The organism is Nitrobacter sp. Nb-311A (assembly GCF_000152905.1).
Taxonomy (GTDB): Bacteria; Pseudomonadota; Alphaproteobacteria; order Rhizobiales; family Xanthobacteraceae; genus Nitrobacter.
This window is the reverse complement of record NZ_CH672417.1, coordinates 115,374-133,484: the sequence shown is the minus strand read 5'-3', so window position 1 is coordinate 133,484 and position 18,111 is coordinate 115,374. Positions and strand designations below refer to the sequence as shown.

Below are 18,111 nucleotides of genomic sequence, written 5' to 3'. Positions count from 1 at the left end.
CTCGACCCGGCGGGATTGGTCCCGCCCGTTGCTGTTTGACGCCTCACGGCTTTAGTCTCCCTCGCCGGAATTATGTTTCCGGTCGATGGGTGGGAGCTTGCCAGAGCGCGGTCCGGATCCGCTTAAAAAGGCTGGTTAATCGAAGGTATCGGGCCTAACATTCGCGCACATGATTGACAGACCCTTGGCCGACATGCTTGACGGGTTCTTGCCGGGGCGCGGATAATCTTTAATTCCCGCTTCATTGAATGCTTGAAGTCCGCGTAGAACAAGCACATCTCATGACGGACCCGCCCTGCGCGCCGGTCTTGTCGAAGACCCTGGATTTTATTCGTGATCTCTTCACCAAATTCGTCGCTGGAATCCTCGGCATCCGACCTCTTCGATCAATCCGCCCTCAGTGAACTCGCCGGGCGGCTGGTCGAGGCCGCGAAGCGCGCGGGTGCCGATGCCGCGGATGCAATTGCCGTGCGGAGCGTCTCGCAAGGTGTCGAGGTTCGCGACGGCCGCGTCGAGGAATCGGAGCGGTCGGAGGGCGATGACGTCGGGCTGCGTGTGCTGGTCGGAAGGCGGCAGGCCACCGTCTCGACCAACGATGTCGGTGGCGACAATGTTGCGAAACTTGCCGAACGCGCGGTCGCGATGGCGCGTGTCGCGCCGGAGGATCAGTATGTCGGACTGGCCGACCCGTCGTTGCTGGCGCGGAATTTCCCCGATCTCGATCTGCTCGATCGGGTGGTGCCATCGACGGCGGAACTCGAACGCCGCGCGGTCGAAGCCGAGGCGGCGGGTCTTGCGGTCAAGGGCGTGACCAAATCCGGCGGCGCGTCGGCGTCCACCGGCATCAGCGGCATGGTGCTGGTGACGAGCGCCGGATTTCAAGGAAGCTATCTGCGTTCGAGCCATGGCGTCTCGATGATGGCGATCGTCGGCGATGGTACCGGCATGGAGCGCGATTACGATTTCAGCTCCGCGCTTCATGGATCCGATCTCATGTCTCCGGCCAGCATCGGTCGTAGCGCGGGTGAGCGCGCGGTGGCGCGCGCCAATCCGCGCAAGGTGGCGACCTGCAAGGTTCCGGTGGTATACGATCCCCGCGTCGCGGGCTCGCTGGTCGGTCATGTCGCGAGTGCAATCAACGGCGCGGCGATCGCGCGCAAGACCAGTTTCCTGAAAGATCGGCTGGGCCAGCAGCTGTTCGCGAAAGGAATCCGGATCATCGACGATCCATTGCGGGTGCGTGGATTGCGCTCGCAATCCTTCGACGCCGAAGGGGTCGCGACGAAGAAGCTTGCGGTGATCGACGACGGCGTCCTCACGTCATGGTTATTGGATTCGGCGACCGCGCGCGAACTGGGACTGACCACGACCGGTCATGCTCACCGCGGCGTGTCATCATCGCCGTCGCCCGGACCGTATAACCTGCATCTCGAGGCGGGACGAATAACGCCGCGCGAATTGATCGCGGACGTCGAGCAGGGTTTCTACGTTACCGACCTGATCGGTTCCGGCGTCAACGGCGTGACCGGCGATTACAGTCGCGGCGCGTCCGGATTTTGGATCGAGAACGGCGAGATCACCTATCCGGTCAGCGAGATCACCATTGCCGGACATCTGATCGAGATGTTCAAGTCGCTTTCGCCGGCCAACGACCTCACGTTCCGCTACGGGACCAACGCGCCGACCGTCCGCATCGAAGGGTTGACTGTTGGCGGGCGCTGACGATGCCGACAGCCGAGCCGACCTTTTGGCGCGGGACCGCGCTTTATTGATCGAGACGGTTCGCGAAGCGGGATTGCTGGCGCTCGCGATGCGCCGCACCCGGCTGCGGACCTGGACCAAGGGCGTATCGTCTCCGGTTTCGGAAGCCGACATCGCTGTTAACGATCTCATTGCAAGCAGGCTGGGGACGCTTCCGGATTACGGCTGGCTGTCCGAGGAAAGCGCCGACGATCTTTCTCGGCTCGGCAAAAAAAGGGTCTGGATCGTGGATCCGATCGACGGCACGCGCGGCTATCTCGCCGGCCATGACGAATGGTGCGTCAGCGTCGCTCTGGTGGAGAATGCCTCGCCGCTGCTCGCCGCCGTGTTCGCGCCGGCCACGGATGAGTTCTACCTTGCCGCGCGCGGGCAGGGCGCGACCTGCAACGGCCTGCCGGTCCGGGCGACCTACGGTGATGATCTGGATTTTTCGAGAATCGCAGGGCCGAAGCCGCTTCTGGAAAAACTCGACCTGCGGCCGAACGATGCCGCCCTTCATCCAAGGATCAGTTCGCTGGCGCTAAGGCTGTGCCGGGTGGCGGGCGGCAGAATCGACGCAGCCTTTGCCGGCGGCCAGAGCCATGATTGGGATCTGGCCGCGGCCGATTTGATCGTGCATGAGGCGAAGGGTAAAATGACCTCGCTCGGGGGTGAGCCGATCCTCTATAATCATGTCGAGGTGACGCACGGCGTGTTGGTCGCGGCCGGCTTCCCTCGCCATGCGCGCATTCTGGCGCATGTTCGGGGACGTCCGCTGCCATAAAGTGGCGGCCGACTTTGACCGTATTTGCCTGACGGCCGGCGTCATAGTAGGACAACGGGAAATGCCGCCAGACAGTCCGCCCCAGCAATTGCTCCATCTCGTGATCGGAGGCGAACTGACCGATCTCGCGCATGTGACCTTCAAAAACCTCGACGAGGTCGAGATTGTCGGCCTTTATCCGAACTACGCATCGGCTTATGCCGCCTGGAAGGCAAAGGCGCAGCGGACGGTTGATAACGCCCATATGCGATATTTTATCGTACACCTCCATCGGCTGCTCGATCCTAGCCAAGATACGAAACCTGCCACTTGAGTAAACTGCTTCGCAATCTGCTGCGCTCCCGCTGGTTTCAGCAGTCCGCAGGCCTTTTGGCCGCGGGCTTTTTATGGCTGGTTTGGCGAACCAACAGGTTCAGCTATGATCCTGAGGAAGTTTACGACATCGTCGAGCCGCAGATGCCGGTGATCCTCGCGTTCTGGCACGGACAGCATTTCATGACGCCGTTCATCAGGCGGGCGCACCATCGCGGCAAGGTGTTGATCTCGCGGCACCGCGACGGCGAGTTCAACGCGCTCGCTGCGGAGCGGTTGGGGATCGAAACCATTCGCGGCTCCGGCGATCACGGCTCCGCATTCAGTCGCAAGGGAGGCGTCGGCGCCTTCAAGGAAATGGTCCGTGCGTTGGAGGAGGGCTACAACATGGCTCTGACCGCCGACGTACCGAAGCGCTCGCGGATCGCCGGCCTCGGCATCATCATGCTGGCGCGTGAATCCGGGCGGACCATCATGCCATTTGCAATGGCGACGAGCCGCTTCATCCGCCTGAACAACTGGGATCGCACGACGATCAACCTGCCGTTCGGGCGCGGCGCTCTGGTTGGCGGTGAGCCGATCTCGGTTCCTGCCGACGCCGATGCCCGGATGATGGAGATGCTGAGAGCGCGGCTGGAGGCGACATTGAACGATGCGACGCGCCGCGCTTACGCGAAAGTCGGCCGGCCCGAACTCGAGGCTGGTTCCGAATACGAGGCGGGTCATGCCTGACCAGATGCCGGCCACGCTGCGCCTCTACCGCAGACTGTCCGCCGCTGCCGGGCCGCTGACGCCCATTCTCCTGAAACGGCGTTTGAAACAGGGTAAGGAAGACCCCGCACGCATCAATGAGCGTCGCGGCATCGCCCGGCAGCTCCGCCCCGCGGGCCCGCTGGTCTGGATCCATGGCGCCAGCGTTGGCGAAGTGCTGGCGGCAGCCGCGCTGATTGAGCGGCTTCGCGCGCTCGACATGGGTATTCTCGTCACGTCGGGCACGGTCACGTCGGCAGCCGTCGCCGCGAAGCGGTTCCCGCCGGATATCATTCACCAATATATCCCCTACGACTCGCCCCGCTTCGTGGAGCGTTTTCTCGATCACTGGCAGCCTGGTCTTGCGCTCTTTATCGAATCGGACCTGTGGCCCAATCTGATTCTCGCTGGTGCGAGGCGTCGTATACCGATCGTGCTGATCAACGGGCGGATGTCGCGCCGCTCGTTTCCGCGCTGGCGGCGGGCGTCCCGGACGATCGCGGCGCTGTTGAGCCGGTTCGATATCTGCCTTGTCCAGTCCGAAATCGATGCGGAGCGCTTCACAATTCTCGGTGGACGCAACGTCGTCATTACCGGCAATCTCAAGCTCGACGTCCAGGCGCCTCCGGCCGACGAGACCAAGCTGGAACGACTGTTATTCGTCACCCGCGGCCGTCCGGTGGTGGTGGCGGCCTCGACCCATCCAGGCGAGGAAGAGATGCTGCTCAAGGCGCACCGGACGCTGGCCGATCATTTTCCATCGCTGCTGACCGTGATCGTTCCGCGCCATCCGGATCGGGGTGAGGCGATCGCCCGGATGGTCGCAGCCTCCGGCGCGCAGGCGGCGCGGCGCTCGCTGGAGCAGTTACCAACGGCGAGGACGAACATCTATATCGCCGACACCATTGGCGAATTGGGATTGTTCTACCGGTTGGCGCCAATTGTTTTCATGGGCGGTTCGCTGGTGCCGCATGGCGGCCAGAATCCGATCGAGGCGGTCAAACTCAATGCATCCATCGTGCACGGGCCGCACGTGTTCAACTTCCCCGATGTTTATTACGCACTCGACCGCGCGGGTGGCGCGTGGCGGGTTGACGACGGCGATGCGCTGACGAAGCAGCTTGGCGACCTTCTCGAGGATTCCGCGGCGCGCAATGCCGCAGCGGCGGCGGCGGTTCAGGTTGTGGAAAGGCTCGGTGGCGCGCTGGATCGCACGCTCGCCGCGCTCGAGCCGTACCTTCTGCAGTTGCGACTTGAACGACGGGCGGCCGATGCGTGAGCCGGCCTTTTGGCGCAGGCCATCATCGTTGCTGTCGCGGTTGCTCATGCCGGTTGGCGCGCTTTACGGCGCGATCGCCGCGCGGCGGCTGTCACGGACGGGCCTGCGCGCCGGGGTGCCGGTGATCTGCGTCGGAAACTATCATGTCGGCGGCGCGGGCAAGACGCCGACTGTGATGGCGATGGCTGGCATTCTTCGCTCGCTCGGTGAAACGCCGGTCGTGCTCAGTCGCGGCTATGGCGGACGGCTGCACGGCCCGGTGCGCGTCGATCCGCACCGGCATGCTGCGGCCGATGTCGGCGACGAACCGTTGATGATGGCGCGGACGATCCCCGTGATTGTATCGCGGCAACGGGCGGCGGGCGTCGCACCGGCTCTTGCACTTGGCGCCAGCGTGATCCTGATGGACGACGGCTTTCAGAACCCGGCGCTTGCGAAGGATATCTCGCTGATCGTGATCGATGGAGATCGCGGCCTGGGCAACGGCCAAGTTTTCCCGGCGGGGCCGCTGCGTGCGCCGCTGCCGCCGCAACTCGCTCGCACCGACGCGCTGGTGATCGTCGGCTTTGGTGCCGCCGCGGACGACGTTGCGGCACGATTCAAGGCGCAGGGAGGACCTGTATTACGGGCGCGGATTGTCCCGGATGACGCCTCGATTGCGGCCATTTGCAACAGGCGTGTCCTGGCCTTTGCCGGAATTGGCGATCCCTCCCGATTCTTCCGCAGTCTGCGGGCCTGCGGCGTCGATGTGGTGACAGAGCGGGCATTCGCGGACCATCATCCGTTTTCGCAACGCGACGTGGCCGAGCTGCAAGCCGCTGCGGAGCAGGATGGTTTAACGTTGGTGACGACGGAAAAGGATTTGGCGCGGCTGCGCAATCATGAAAACCTGGCCGCGTTCGCGCAAACTGTCATGCCTTTCGCGGTCACGCTTGCGTTCGACGATGAGGCGGCGCTGCGGTCGTTCCTCATCGACAGGCTCGGCCGTGCGCGGCAGTAGAGTATTTTCGAGCGAGGCGCGTCCGTGGATTTGAGGACGAATACCGGTTCGCGTGAAGAAACGGCTATGAGGGTGTCTTGATCGCGCCCGGATAATGGCGCTGCAAGACGGCGCTTGGGAGAGCGTAGGCCTCCTGCAAATCGACGCTCCAGTACTTCAGTTCGTCGAGTGGAATACGAGCATCGGTAACAGCGCAACGGACATAGGTTCCTGGCGAAATCACCCGGAAATCGCCGTCAAGGTACTGCACACGCGCTTCGCCTTGACCGGATTGACCGAACTTATTCAGCACTGCTTTTCTCCAGGTGTCCGGGGTCACGATGATTTTGAATCGAACCAATCCAAAATCATGAACGTTCGCGCAACGCTAAGCTATGCCGTCTTTGGTGGAATCAAAGACGGGCTTTAGCTTTTTATTCTAACGCGTTTTTCACGCGAACCGGTATCTACTTCGCTTGAGAACGCTACAGGTTAAACTGCCGGCTTGATAGATTGCCGCCTTTCCGGTTTCGACCTCATCAGTAGCACGCCGGACCACTCGGCAATAGACATGAGCTTGCCGCCGCCGCCAGCTTCAAAATGAGGTCATCCTTTAGAACAGGCTGCCCTGGTCGGCGATCTTGGCGCGCCGTTTGCCGGATGCCGGTCTGGGCGGACTCCCGGGATTCGACTCCGTCGTGCTGGATGCCGCGGGTGCGGTTTGATCGGTGTCGGAGGTTGCGTTGACCTGACCGTCGATAAATTCCAGCGTGAGCCGCGTGCCGGAGCCGACCGCCGCCGCGGACCGCAGGGCGTGTCCGGTCTCGTCGCGAACCAGCGCGAAGCCGCGGGCGAGCACGCCCCGATAGGAGACCGCCGCCAGCAACTGGCTCGAATGCGCGATCCGCGCCTCATGGCGCTGCAGCGAGGTGACGACGGCTCGGTGCGCGCGCTCGAAAAGCCGCCGGGTGCGCTCCTCGGCGCGCGAGATTTGCTCGCGCTGCGCCTGTACGTTGGCGAGTCGCGACGCTTTGAGCCGCGCCGCCAACCCCGCGAAGCGGTCCCGGCGGTGACGTAGCACCACCTGTGTGCAGTGCGTGAGTCTCGCGCCGGTGGCGGCGACGGATTGTTTTGCGTGCGCAACCTGCGCGCGCAGCACGCGCAGCGTGAGTCCGCTTGAGATTTGTGTAAATCGGCGATGGTGAACGTGCGTGCTTGCGCGCAAGGCGCGCGGCAACGCGGCGGCAGCGTTGTCGAGTTTCTGACGGGGAATCGCGAGCAACTCAAAGGCCCCCGGCAGCGCTCGGGCGGAGGAGCGCAATTCGGTGCGCCGGTCGTCGTGGCCTCGTTTCCACGCGACGAGCGCGCGGGCCGCGAGGTTTGAGACCTCGACCAGCAGATCGGAACGGACCGGCACGGCCATTTCGGCGGCGGCGGTCGGTGTCGGGGCCCGCTGATCGGCGGCGAAATCGATCAGCGTCACGTCGGTCTCGTGACCCACCGCCGAGATCAGCGGGATCATGCTGGCGGCAGCCGCGCGGACCACGATTTCTTCATTGAACGACCACAGGTCTTCGAGCGAACCGCCGCCGCGCGCGACGATCAGGAGATCGGGGCGCGGAACGGGTCCGCCGTCCGGCCGCGCATTGAATCCGTCGATGGCGGCGGCGATCTGTTCGGCCGAGCCTTCGCCCTGCACCCGCACCGGCCACACCAGCACCCGGCGAGGAAAACGATCCTCCAATCGGTGCAGAATGTCGCGGATCACGGCGCCGGTCGGGGAGGTCACCACGCCGATGACCTCAGGCAGCCAGGGAAGCAGTTGCTTGCGGGCTTCATCGAACAGTCCTTCCGCCGCGAGCTTCTTCTTGCGCTCTTCCATCAGCGCCATCAGCGCGCCGATCCCGGCGGGCTCGATCGCCTCGATCACGATCTGGTATTTCGACGAGCCCGGATAGGTGGTCAGCTTGCCGGTGGCGATGACCTCGAGACCTTCTTGCGGCTTGAACCGCATTCGGCCGTGGACGCCTTTCCAGATCACCGCCTCGATCTTGGCGCTCTCGTCCTTCAGCGCGAAATAGCAATGGCCCGAGGCGTGCGGCCCGCGAAAGCCGGATATTTCGCCGCGCACCCGCACATGGCCGTAGGCGTTCTCCACGGTGCGTTTCAGCGCCGAGGACAGCTCGGAGACGGTGTATTCCGGCGAGTTCGCCAGAAGCTGTGCTGGATTTGCGGGCATCAGCCTCACTTCTGTTGCTCGTCCACATTACCATGCTAAACCGCTTCGAAACCACCGGAAAGGCTGGATCGGCGCTCATTCATGAACATTCTTCTGCTTGGTTCCGGCGGCCGCGAACATGCGCTGGCATGGAAAATCGCCGACTCGCCGCTGCTGACGAAACTCTGGTGTGCGCCGGGTAATGCCGGGATCGCGCGTGAGGCCGAATGCGTGGCGCTCAATGTCGCCGATCACGCGGCGGTGATCGCGTTCTGTAAAACCAACAAGGTCGATCTGGTGGTGGTCGGACCTGAAGCGCCGCTCGCCGCGGGCATTGTCGACGATCTCGCCGCCGCGGGCGTCAAGGCGTTCGGGCCGGGCAAGGCCGCCGCGCAGCTTGAAAGCTCCAAGGGCTTCACCAAGGATCTGTGCCGCGACAACGGGATTCCGGCAGCGGCCTATGAACGCTTCAAGGATGCCGCGGCGGCGAAGGACTATATCCACGCGCACGGCGCGCCGATCGTCATCAAGGCCGACGGGCTTGCGGCCGGCAAGGGCGTCGTGGTGGCTATGACGCTGGACGAGGCGCTGGCGGCGGTCGACATGATGTTCGAAGGCGGCTTCGGCGCTGCTGGCGCTGAGATTGTGGTCGAGGAATTTCTGCGCGGCGAGGAAGCGTCGTTCTTCGCGCTGTGCGACGGCGAGCACGCGATGCCGCTGGCGACCGCGCAGGATCATAAACGGGCGTTCGACGGCGACGAGGGGCCGAACACCGGCGGCATGGGCGCCTATTCGCCTGCGCCGGTGATGACCGACGAGATGTGCCGCCGCACCATGGACGAGATCATCGTTCCGACATTGCGCGCCATGCGCGAGAAGGGCGCGTCTTTCAAGGGCGTGCTGTTCGCTGGCCTGATGATCACGGAGCAGGGACCGAAGCTGATCGAGTACAACGTCCGCTTCGGCGATCCGGAATGCCAGGTGCTGATGCTGCGGATGAGGGGCGACATCGTGCCGGCGCTGTTCGCCGCCTGCGACGGGCAGCTGAATCATTTCAGCCTGCGCTGGTTTCCTGATCCTGCGCTGACGGTGGTGATGGCGGCGAAGGGTTATCCCGGCAGTTATACGAAGGGAACGCGCATCGACGGGCTCGACGATGCCGCCAAGGTCGAGGGCGTGGAGATTTTTCATGCCGGCACAAAAGATGACGACGGGCGTATTCTCGCGGTTGGCGGTCGCGTGCTGAACGTCTGCGCGTTGGGCAAGACCGTCGCGAAGGCGCAAGCCCGCGCGTATGAGGCGGTCGATCGCATCAGATGGCCCGAGGGCTTCTGCCGTCGCGACATCGGCCTTCGCGCGGTGGCGCGGGAGAAGGGCGGATAGAAGCCAATCGTTATCGCCGCGTCTTGAAGAAATCCCGCAGCAGCGCCGCCGCCCGGCTTTCGCCGACGGACGGATACACCTCCGGCCGATGATGGCAGGTCGGCGCGGCAAGGAATCGGACGCCGGACTCCACAGCGCCGCCTTTGGGGTCGCTCGCTCCGTAGTAAAGCCGCCGGATCCGTGCGAATGAGATTGCGGCTGCGCACATCGTGCATGGTTCCAGCGTCACATAAAGGTCGCAGCCCGTCAGCCGTTCGCTGCCAAGGGCCTGTGCCGCGGCCCGAAGCGCCAGAATCTCGGCATGGGCGGTGGGGTCGCGGTCGGTCAGGGTGCGGTTTCCTGCGGTGGCGATGACCTCTCCGTCGCGCACGATCACGCAGCCGATCGGCACCTCGCCCGCTTGACCAGCTTTTTTTGCGGCTTCGAGCGCCATGTCCATGAAAGATGGTGCGGTCATGTCTCGTATCCCGGCGCATGATCCGCCAAAGTGTAGGCGGTTTGGCGATCGGATCATGCGCCATATCAGTATCTTGGAGCGCGATCGGACGAAAATGCGGTATCCGCTTTTCCTGATCGCGCTCTGGCGCGAACCCTGTTAAGAGGCGCGCTCAGTCGGCCCCTGTGTCCGTAGCGAGATCATTCATGCCCCGCGATAACGACGATGACAATGCGCGCCCACGCGGCCGGCGCGATCGGCCTTCCGGCGGAAAGGACCGGCCCAGGCGCCGATCCGGCGTGGCGCGCGGGCCGGACAAGAAGCTCGCCAAGCGCGGCTTGGCTGGCAAGTCCGATACCAGAAAGTCCGATACCAGAAGGTCCGACAGAGGCGATGGTGATAAGCGGCCCTATGCCGGCAAATCCGCTGGCGCGAAGCCTTCCAACAAGAAGCCCCATGCTAGCGCGGGCAAACCGTACGCGGGCAAACGTGGAGATGGCGAGACCGCGCGGCCTCGCTTCAATCGCGATGATCGTCCTGCGCGCCGCGGGGATCGGCCGGATCGGCGGAGCGACGGGGAAGGAAGAGGTCCGCGCAAGGATTTCTCCGCGCGCGAGAGGGATGGCGAGAAGCGCCGTTTTGCGCCGCGCGGCGGCGTTCGCAAGGATAGCGAACGGCCCGCTCGCTCCTCTGGCGGTGATCGCGGCGGGCGCGTATCACGCAAGGAGTTCGGCGACCGCGCGGGGCGTGACAGGAGCGATGAAAAGCCCTGGCAAAAGCGCGAGCGTGCGGAACCTCGCCGCGAAGCGCGGCCGTCGCGTGACGAAATGCGTCGCGAAACACAGCGCTTTTCGCGCCCGCGTGAAGATCGCGGGGATCGTCCCAAATTTGACCGGCCGCGCGGCGAACGTAACGCGTGGCAGGAGCGTCCGCGCCGGAATGATCGCGAGGATCGCGATGACCGTTCCCGTCGCCATGATCGGCACGATCGCCCGCGCCGCGACAATGAGGATGACAGCAGGATTTTCGTGAAGCGTCCGGCGTTCGCGGGACGCGGCGCCTATCGCGAACACGCGCCTGACGGCGGGCGGCGCGTCGCGCGGGCCGAGCCGAAACCAAAGAAGGCCGGTGAACGCGTCGCAAAAGTGATCTCGCGCGCCGGTCTCGCCTCGCGCCGCGACGCCGAGGAATGGGTCACGCAAGGCCGCGTCGCCGTCAACGGCCGCGTCATCAATTCGCCGGCGCTCGATGTCACCTCGCGCGACGTCATTACGGTTGACGGCGAGCCTTTGCCGGAGCGCGAGCGCACGCGGCTGTTCCTGTATCACAAGCCGCGCGGCCTGATGACGACCCATGCCGATCCCGAAGGCCGGCCGACGGTATTCGATCATCTGCCCGACGGTCTGCCGCGCCTGATCAGCGTCGGCCGGCTCGACTTCAACACCGAAGGACTTCTGCTCCTGACCAATGACGGCGGCCTGGCGCGCGCGCTGGAATTGCCCGACACCGGCTGGCTGCGGCGCTACCGCGTCCGCGCTCATGGCGAAGTGACGCAGCCGCAACTCGATGCGCTCAAGAACGGCGTCGAGGTCGAGGGCGTCAAGTATGGTTCGATCGACGCCACGCTGGAGCGCGATCAGGGCGCGAATGTGTGGCTGACTTTTGCGATCCGCGAGGGCAAGAACCGCGAGGTGCGCAACGTGATGGCGCATCTCGGGCTCGAGGTGAACCGGCTGATCCGTATCTCCTACGGGCCGTTCCAGTTGGCCGAGATCGCGGAAGGTGAGGTCGAGGAGGTGAAGACGCGCGTGCTGCGCGAGCAATTCGGCGACAGGATCGCCGCGCTCGCCAACATGAATCCCGCTGGCGCCACGGCCGAGTCCGGGGCCGTCAAGCTCGGCCGTGACGGCACGCCGCTGCGCTCCAAGAAGGACAACAAGGCGAGAACGAAGCGCGCGCTGATCGAGGACCGCAAGGGACGCAGCGTCGTGGTGCAGCGGACCGGCAGCGACGAGGCGCGGGCGCGCAACGAAGCCGAGGCCAACGGTTACGGGCCGCCACGCCGGCCCAAGCGCGGCTATCACGGCAAGCGCGACCTGACGCCAAGGGATTGATAAGGGATTGACGATGCGGGTGGTCGGCGGACGGCTGAAAGGCCGCAACCTTGCGTCGCCCTCAACGCAACAGATCCGGCCGACCGCTGATCGGCTGCGCGAGTCGCTGTTCAACATCCTGGTTCATGCCTATGACGATCCGGTCGTGGATGCGCGCGTGCTCGATCTGTTCGCGGGCACCGGCGCGCTCGGTATCGAGGCGGTGTCGCGCGGCGCGAAGTTTACGCTGTTCGTCGATAACGGCGCCGAGGCGCGCGCGCTGTTGCGCAACAATGTCGAGGCACTGGGGCTCGGCGGTGTGACGAAGGTCTATCGCCGCGATGCGACCCATCTCGGGCCCGCGCATCCGCTCGCACCGTTTTCGCTGGTGTTTCTCGATCCTCCGTACCGGATGCAGCTTGCCGACAAGGCGCTCGCCTCGCTGCGCGACGGGGGCTGGCTGACCGAGAAGGCGCTGCTCGTTGTCGAGGAAGCCAAGGCGGCGGGCTTCACTGCCCCGGAGGGATTCGAGCAGCTCGAACGACGCGGCTATGACGATACTGAGTTTGTTTTTTTGCGGGCGGGTTAGCTTCACCGCCGTCCGAAAAGCTTCTCGATATCGTCGAGTTTCAATTCCACATAGGTCGGGCGGCCGTGATTGCACTGACCTGAATTGGGCGTGGCCTCCATCTCGCGCAGCAGCGCGTTCATTTCCTCCGGCTTGAGGATTCGTCCCGCGCGCACCGAACCGTGACAGGCCATCGTGGCCGCGACATGCATCAGCCGCCGTTCGAGCGGAAGCGTTTCATCCCATTCCGCCATGTGTTCGGCGAGATCGCGCAGCAACGCGGCCGCGTTGATCTTGCCGAGCAGCGACGGCGTCTCGCGCACGGCGACCGCTCCGGGTCCGAAGGACTCGATGGCGAGGCCGAACTTTTCCAGTTCACGCGCACGGTCGATCAGCTTTTCGACGGTCGATTCATCCAGTTCGACGATATCGGGGATCAGCAGGATCTGACGCTGCACGCCGTCCCGCGCCAGCGACGCCTTCAGCCGCTCGTAAACGATGCGTTCGTGCGCGGCGTGCTGGTCCACGACGATCAGGCCGTCGCGGGTTTGCGACACGATGTAGGTTTCGTGGATCTGGGTGCGCGCGGCGCCGAGCGGCCGATCGACCAGATCAAGAGGGGGACCAGCGTCAAAGCGCACGTCCGCGCTGGGCGCGCCGACATCAAGTGTGGTTTGGCCGGTCTCGGCGAAGGCGGTCGCGGGCAATCCGCCGGCCCATGGCCGCGCGTCGGCAGGCGCGGCGGGCGACTGCCGCCAATCCCAACCGGCAGGGCGCGGAGACGTCGCGGGACGAAAAGCCGTGAGCACCGCGCCGTCGCTGTTCGCGGCGGTGCGTCGTCCTTCGCGCGCGAGGCCCTCCTTCAGCGCATGCACGATCAGCGCGCGCACCAGCCCGGCGTTCCGGAACCGTACCTCCGTCTTCGCGGGATGGACATTGGCGTCAACCTCCTGCGGATCGGTCGTGACGAACAACGCCGCCACCGGATGACGGTCGCGCGGCAGGTAATCGGAATAGGCCGCGCGCACCGCGCCCAAGATCAGCTTGTCACGCACCGGACGGCCGTTGACGAACAGATACTGGCCGAGCGCGTTCGCGCGGGTCAGCGACGGTGCTGCGGCGAACCCATCGACAGTCACGCGCTCGCGTTCGGCGCACACCGGGATGGCGGCCGCGCGGAAGTCTCCGCCGAGAATGTCGCCCAGCCGCGTCAATCGTCCCGCCGCACCCGGCAGCGCCGATGTCCAGGTCACCGGCGCGCGCCCTTCGCCTGCGAGGGTAAAGCCGATATCCGGCCGCGCCATGGCCAGCCGCCGCACCACCTCGCGGATCGCCTCGGCCTCGGCGCGATCGGTCTTGAGGAATTTCAGCCGCGCGGGCGTTGCGTAAAAGAGATCGCCGACCTCAACGCGCGTGCCTTGCGTTAGCGCGGCGGGCACGATCGCGGATTTCCGTCCGCCTTCGACAGTGAGCGACCACGCATGCGGCTCGCGCGCGTCGCGTGTGGTGATGCAGAGCCTGGCCACCGCTCCGATCGAGGGCAGCGCCTCGCCACGAAAGCCCAGCGTGCGAATGCCCAATAAATCCTCGTCGTCCAGTTTCGAGGTGGCGTGGCGGTCGACCGCCAGCGCGAGGTCGCCCTTCGCCATGCCGGCCCCGTCGTCGGTGACGCCGATCCGCCGCCGTCCGCCGCCGTCGGTGAAGACATCGATGCGGGTCGCGCCGGCGTCGATCGCGTTCTCCACCAGTTCCTTGACGACGCTCGCCGGACGCTCGACCACTTCGCCCGCGGCAATGCGGTTGACGACGGTTTCGGGAAGCTGGCGGACGGGCATGGTGCGGCTCGATTCTGGCGGCGGCCGAGTTTAGGCGTTCGCCGCGCCGATTGCATGGGGGCAAATCCGGATGTCCCGGGTTGATTCGGGAACGTGTTTGGGAACGCGCGGCGGGTCTATCAGTCCTCGGAAGAAGCCCGTCCACGTCGCGCCTTCACATCGCTGCGGCGCTTCTTGCTCTCCAGCCGGCGTTGCTTCGAGCCGAGGGTTGGCTTGGTGGCGCGGCGCGGGGTCGGCCGGATCGCAGCCTGCCGCAGCAACTCGATCAGGCGGTCGGTGGCGTCCGCGCGGTTGCGCTCCTGGGTGCGAAAGCGCTGGGCATGGATCACGATCACACCGTCCCTGGTCATCCGCTGCCCTGCGAGTTGGGCGAGCCGCGCGGCGACGTCAGGGGCGAGCGCCAGGCGGCGCGTATCGTAGCGCAACTGCGCGGCGGTCGAGAGCTTGTTGACGTTCTGGCCGCCCGGTCCCGAGGCGCGAACGAAGCTGATCTCAACGTCGTTTTCATCGATCACGATATTGCGGGTGATCCGCAGCATGGCACTCACCGCGGCTCATCTGGCCTGCGAAAACGTAGAGTCTATAGCGTTTTCGAGCGAAGTGGATACCGGTTCAAGTGAAGAAAACGCGTCAGATCAAAATCTGAGACCTCCGCTTCTGATTCCATCAGAAGCGGCAAGCCTCTAGCCTTAGCTTTTGATCACGCATGATCTTATCCGAAAACCGGTTGCCACTTTGCGCTGGCGAGGCCCTTCGGGTCGGGATCATGCTCTAATGCGCGGCGGGTTGAGGCGCGGGATAAACTGCACCCGGCTGCGCTGCCGCAGGTTGCGCTGCCGCCTGAAGTGAGCGTCCCACGATTACGGTGAGAAGTCCCTGTCCCCACAGCCGCTTCGCGACGGCTCTCGCCTGGTCGAGAGTGACGGCATCGACGAGAGAGTTGCGCTTCTCAATGTAGTCGATTGGTAGATTATCCGTTTGATATTGCAACAGGCCAGTGGCGAGCTTCGAGGAGGTGTCGAGCTCCAGCATCTGCGATCCCTTCAGGTAGGATTTGGCGTCGTCGAGGTCCTTCGGCGTAGGTCCGTTTTCGGCAAAGCGCTGGATTTCCTTTTTAACGGCGTTGATGCTCTCGCCGGCGCGGTCCGCGCGGGTTCCGGTGGTGCCCACGAACAGTCCAGAATGGTCCATCCATAACAGAGATTCCGAGATGGAATAGGCGAGACCGCGCTTCTCGCGCACCTCGCGATACAGCCGCGATGACAGCGAGCCGCCGCCGAGAATGTGGTTGTCGATGTAGGCTGCCATGAAATCCGGGTCATGACGCTTGATGCCGGGACCTCCGAACATGACCACGGTCTGCGGCACATCGAGCGGAACGAATGCGCTTTGCGGCGGCTTTGCGGCCATGATGTCGGGAACGGGCGTGAGGTCACCCTTCGCCGGCAGACCTCCGAAAGTTTGATCCAGCATCTTTGCAAGTACCGCCGGCTCGATGTCGCCCACCACGGCGATCTTCAACCTGTCTTTCGCCAGCACCCGCCGCACGTAATTTCTCAGGTCATCGGCCTTGATCGTCGGAATGCTTTCGATCGTGCCGTGCGAGGGATGACCGTAGGGATGATCGCCGAATGCGAGCTTGACGAAGTTGCGGCCGGCAAGTGCATTCGGATTGGTTGAGTTGCGGCGCAGGTGGGACAGGATCTGCGAACCGATGCGCTCGATATCATCAGCGTCAAAGCGCGGCGAGGTCAAAGCGAGTTGCAGCAGGCCGAATGCTTCGCCACTGTGTTCCTTGAGCATTCGCAACGAGCCGCGGAGCTCGTCGCGCTCGATCGTAAAGCTAAGCTCGATGGCGTGGCGATCGAGCCGTTCACGGAAGGTCTTGGAGGGAAGGTCCCCGGCGCCCTCGTCGAGCAGGCTGGCGACCATGTGGCCGACGCCCGGCTTGTCGCGCGGGTCCTGCGCAGCTCCGCCCGCGAACGCATACTCCATTGCCACCAGAGGTACGGTAGCGTCCTGAACGAACCAGGCCTCGATACCTCCGGGCGTCACCAGATGCTGGATTTTCGTCGCAGCGAACGAGGGAACAGTAGCGAAGCAGAGCAATGCGAAACATACGGCGGCGAGCAGCCCGTATCTCGCGCCGGTCCGGGAGCACTTCACGATCTTTTCTCCTCGCGCGCCGGCGTTGAATCCTTGATGAGATATCCGGTGACCGAGCGCGTTTTAACCAGCCACTTCCGCGCGACGTTCTGAACCTGCGCGGCGGTCACCGCGCGGATGCGATCCGGCCAACTCTTGATTTCGTCGACGCTCAATCCGACGGTCGTCCCCGCGCCGTACCAGCGTGCCAATGTCGTTTGACTGTCCTGAGCGTAGACTGCCTGCGCGATCAACTGAGTCTTGACGCGCTCGAGGTCCTCCGCGGGGATCGGGTTTTTGACGAGATTTGCGATCACGGCATCGATGCCCTGCTCGACCTCGGTAAAATCGGCGCCCGGTTTCGGCGCGACCGCGATCGAGAACTGGCCGGGATCGATCGCGGTGCCCTGATAGGTCGCGTTGGTGCCGACGGCCAGCGGCTTGTCGACAACGAGCGCGCGGTAGAGATAGGCGTTGCTGCCGTCACCCATCAATTGCGCAAGCACATCAAGCGCGGGGCTTTCCCCCGCGGCAGCGGTGGTCGCGGATGGCACGAGGTAATAACGCCGCAGCATCGGCTGCTCGACGCGAGCATCGGCGAGCGTCACCGTCCGCGGCGCGACCGGGAGAGGCTCCTGTGGACGGATACGCGCGCTCGGAATGGCGGGCTGCGGCGGCACCTGGCCAAACGTCTTTTCGATTTCAGGGCGAATCTTTTCCGCGTCAACATCGCCTGCGATCACCAGCGTTGCATTGTTGGGTGCGTAAAATCGTTTGTAGAAGGCAAGCGCATCCTCGCGCGTAAGCTTCTCGATCTCATGGCGCCAACCGATCACCGGACGGCCATACGGATGGTTGAGATACAGCGCGGCCATGATCTGTTCGGTGAGCCGCGCGTCCGGATTGTTGGCGACGCGCATGTTGTATTCCTCGAGCACGACGTCGCGCTCAGGCAGCACGTTTTCGTCTTTCAGCACCAGGCCGGTCATGCGGTCGGCCTCGAACGCCATCATGGTCGCGAGCTGATCGCGCGGCACGCGCTGATAATACCCGGTGTAATCGAAGTTGGTGAAAGCATTCTCCTCGCCGCCGACGCGCAGCACGGTCTGGGAAAATTCGCCGGGCGGATGCTTGGCGGTGCCCTTGAACATCAGATGCTCGAGGAAATGCGCGAGTCCCGATTTACCGGGCGTTTCGTCCGCGGAACCGACCTTGTACCAGATCATCTGAGTGACCACCGGCGTCCGGTGATCGGGAATGATCACGACGGCGAGCCCGTTGGCGAGGGTAAACGTGACGGGAGATTGCGAGGCGACGGTCTGCGCCAACGCTGCCGGCAAGGCCAACAGAACCGCAAGACACATGATCAATGCCGCGAGGGCGGGGATGACCGCTCGTTGCGCTGCCATCATGGCGCATCGGCGGTAAATTGTCTGAGAAATCACGTTACCGTCAGTCCCTTGCTAGAGCTTTTGACTTTGACATCGAGAACGCGTCAAATCGAAAATGGAATTATCGCTTCAAATTCCATCAACAATACGGGATGCTCTGGTAGAAAAGAATTCGATATTCGCGCTCCACGGCGTCCC

At 64.1% G+C, this 18,111-nt stretch carries 16 protein-coding genes; 9 read left to right on the top strand and 7 right to left on the bottom strand.

Going from position 1 to position 18,111, the window contains the following annotated elements:
• The first annotated feature begins 333 nt into the window (after positions 1 to 333).
• From NB311A_RS11900 to lpxK, 6 genes are all read left to right on the top strand, one after another.
• A complete protein-coding gene (locus tag NB311A_RS11900; protein WP_009798813.1) occupies positions 334 to 1,722 on the top strand; it encodes a TldD/PmbA family protein in 1,389 nt (462 codons plus the stop codon).
• Positions 1,709 to 2,524 (top strand): 3'(2'),5'-bisphosphate nucleotidase CysQ, encoded by an 816-nt coding sequence (locus NB311A_RS11895; RefSeq protein WP_009798812.1) that lies wholly within the window; start codon positions 1,709 to 1,711, stop codon positions 2,522 to 2,524. Before NB311A_RS11900 ends, NB311A_RS11895 begins: the two co-directional genes overlap by 14 nt.
• Before the next feature lie 61 nt (positions 2,525 to 2,585).
• Positions 2,586 to 2,837 (top strand): DUF4170 domain-containing protein, encoded by a 252-nt coding sequence (locus NB311A_RS11890; RefSeq protein WP_009798811.1) that lies wholly within the window; start codon positions 2,586 to 2,588, stop codon positions 2,835 to 2,837.
• Entirely contained in the window at positions 2,834 to 3,568 is a 735-nt protein-coding gene (locus NB311A_RS11885; RefSeq protein ID WP_009798810.1) for a lysophospholipid acyltransferase family protein, read from the top strand. The genes NB311A_RS11890 and NB311A_RS11885 overlap by 4 nt, the downstream gene beginning before the upstream one ends.
• Positions 3,561 to 4,865, top strand: coding sequence for a 3-deoxy-D-manno-octulosonic acid transferase (locus NB311A_RS11880; protein WP_009798809.1), 1,305 nt, complete (start codon positions 3,561 to 3,563; stop codon positions 4,863 to 4,865). The genes NB311A_RS11885 and NB311A_RS11880 overlap by 8 nt, the downstream gene beginning before the upstream one ends.
• Positions 4,858 to 5,865, top strand: coding sequence for a tetraacyldisaccharide 4'-kinase (gene lpxK / locus NB311A_RS11875; RefSeq protein WP_009798808.1), 1,008 nt, complete (start codon positions 4,858 to 4,860; stop codon positions 5,863 to 5,865). The genes NB311A_RS11880 and lpxK overlap by 8 nt, the downstream gene beginning before the upstream one ends.
• A 64-nt stretch (positions 5,866 to 5,929) precedes the next feature.
• Here lpxK and NB311A_RS11870 read toward each other — a convergent pair whose 3' ends face one another.
• Both NB311A_RS11870 and xseA read right to left on the bottom strand, forming a co-directional pair.
• Complete coding sequence (locus NB311A_RS11870) at positions 5,930 to 6,157, bottom strand: DUF2093 domain-containing protein (RefSeq protein ID WP_040675132.1); 228 nt, start codon at positions 6,155 to 6,157, stop codon at positions 5,930 to 5,932.
• A gap of 300 nt (positions 6,158 to 6,457) precedes the next feature.
• On the bottom strand, positions 6,458 to 8,083 hold the full coding sequence (xseA, locus tag NB311A_RS11865) for an exodeoxyribonuclease VII large subunit (protein ID WP_009798806.1): 1,626 nt from the start codon (positions 8,081 to 8,083) through the stop codon (positions 6,458 to 6,460).
• A gap of 81 nt (positions 8,084 to 8,164) precedes the next feature.
• Here xseA and purD point away from each other — a divergent pair, with 81 nt between their 5' ends.
• Positions 8,165 to 9,445: a phosphoribosylamine--glycine ligase gene (purD, locus tag NB311A_RS11860; protein WP_009798805.1), complete on the top strand. Its 1,281-nt coding sequence runs from the start codon at positions 8,165 to 8,167 to the stop codon at positions 9,443 to 9,445.
• A 10-nt stretch (positions 9,446 to 9,455) separates the two neighbouring features.
• Here the strand turns inward: purD and NB311A_RS11855 are convergent, their stop codons facing one another.
• Positions 9,456 to 9,902, bottom strand: a complete 447-nt coding sequence (locus NB311A_RS11855) for a nucleoside deaminase (protein ID WP_040674985.1) — start codon at positions 9,900 to 9,902, stop codon at positions 9,456 to 9,458.
• Positions 9,903 to 10,087: 185 nt separating this feature from the next.
• Between NB311A_RS11855 and NB311A_RS11850 the strand changes: the two genes are divergently transcribed.
• Together NB311A_RS11850 and rsmD are read left to right on the top strand one after the other, a co-directional pair.
• A complete protein-coding gene (locus NB311A_RS11850) occupies positions 10,088 to 11,995 on the top strand; it encodes a pseudouridine synthase (protein WP_009798802.1) in 1,908 nt (635 codons plus the stop codon).
• Between the two features lie 13 nt (positions 11,996 to 12,008).
• Entirely contained in the window at positions 12,009 to 12,563 is a 555-nt protein-coding gene (gene rsmD / locus NB311A_RS11845) for a 16S rRNA (guanine(966)-N(2))-methyltransferase RsmD (RefSeq protein WP_009798801.1), read from the top strand.
• 2 nt (positions 12,564 to 12,565) lie between these two features.
• Here rsmD and mutL read toward each other — a convergent pair whose 3' ends face one another.
• From mutL to NB311A_RS11825, 4 genes are all read right to left on the bottom strand, one after another.
• A complete protein-coding gene (gene mutL / locus NB311A_RS11840; protein WP_009798800.1) occupies positions 12,566 to 14,377 on the bottom strand; it encodes a DNA mismatch repair endonuclease MutL in 1,812 nt (603 codons plus the stop codon).
• 119 nt (positions 14,378 to 14,496) lie between these two features.
• Complete coding sequence (gene arfB / locus NB311A_RS11835) at positions 14,497 to 14,916, bottom strand: alternative ribosome rescue aminoacyl-tRNA hydrolase ArfB (RefSeq protein ID WP_009798799.1); 420 nt, start codon at positions 14,914 to 14,916, stop codon at positions 14,497 to 14,499.
• Positions 14,917 to 15,148: 232 nt separating this feature from the next.
• A complete protein-coding gene (locus NB311A_RS11830; RefSeq protein ID WP_009798798.1) occupies positions 15,149 to 16,543 on the bottom strand; it encodes a pitrilysin family protein in 1,395 nt (464 codons plus the stop codon).
• Positions 16,540 to 17,934, bottom strand: a complete 1,395-nt coding sequence (locus NB311A_RS11825) for a pitrilysin family protein (RefSeq protein WP_009798797.1) — start codon at positions 17,932 to 17,934, stop codon at positions 16,540 to 16,542. Before NB311A_RS11825 ends, NB311A_RS11830 begins: the two co-directional genes overlap by 4 nt.
• Positions 17,935 to 18,111: the final 177 nt, after the last annotated feature.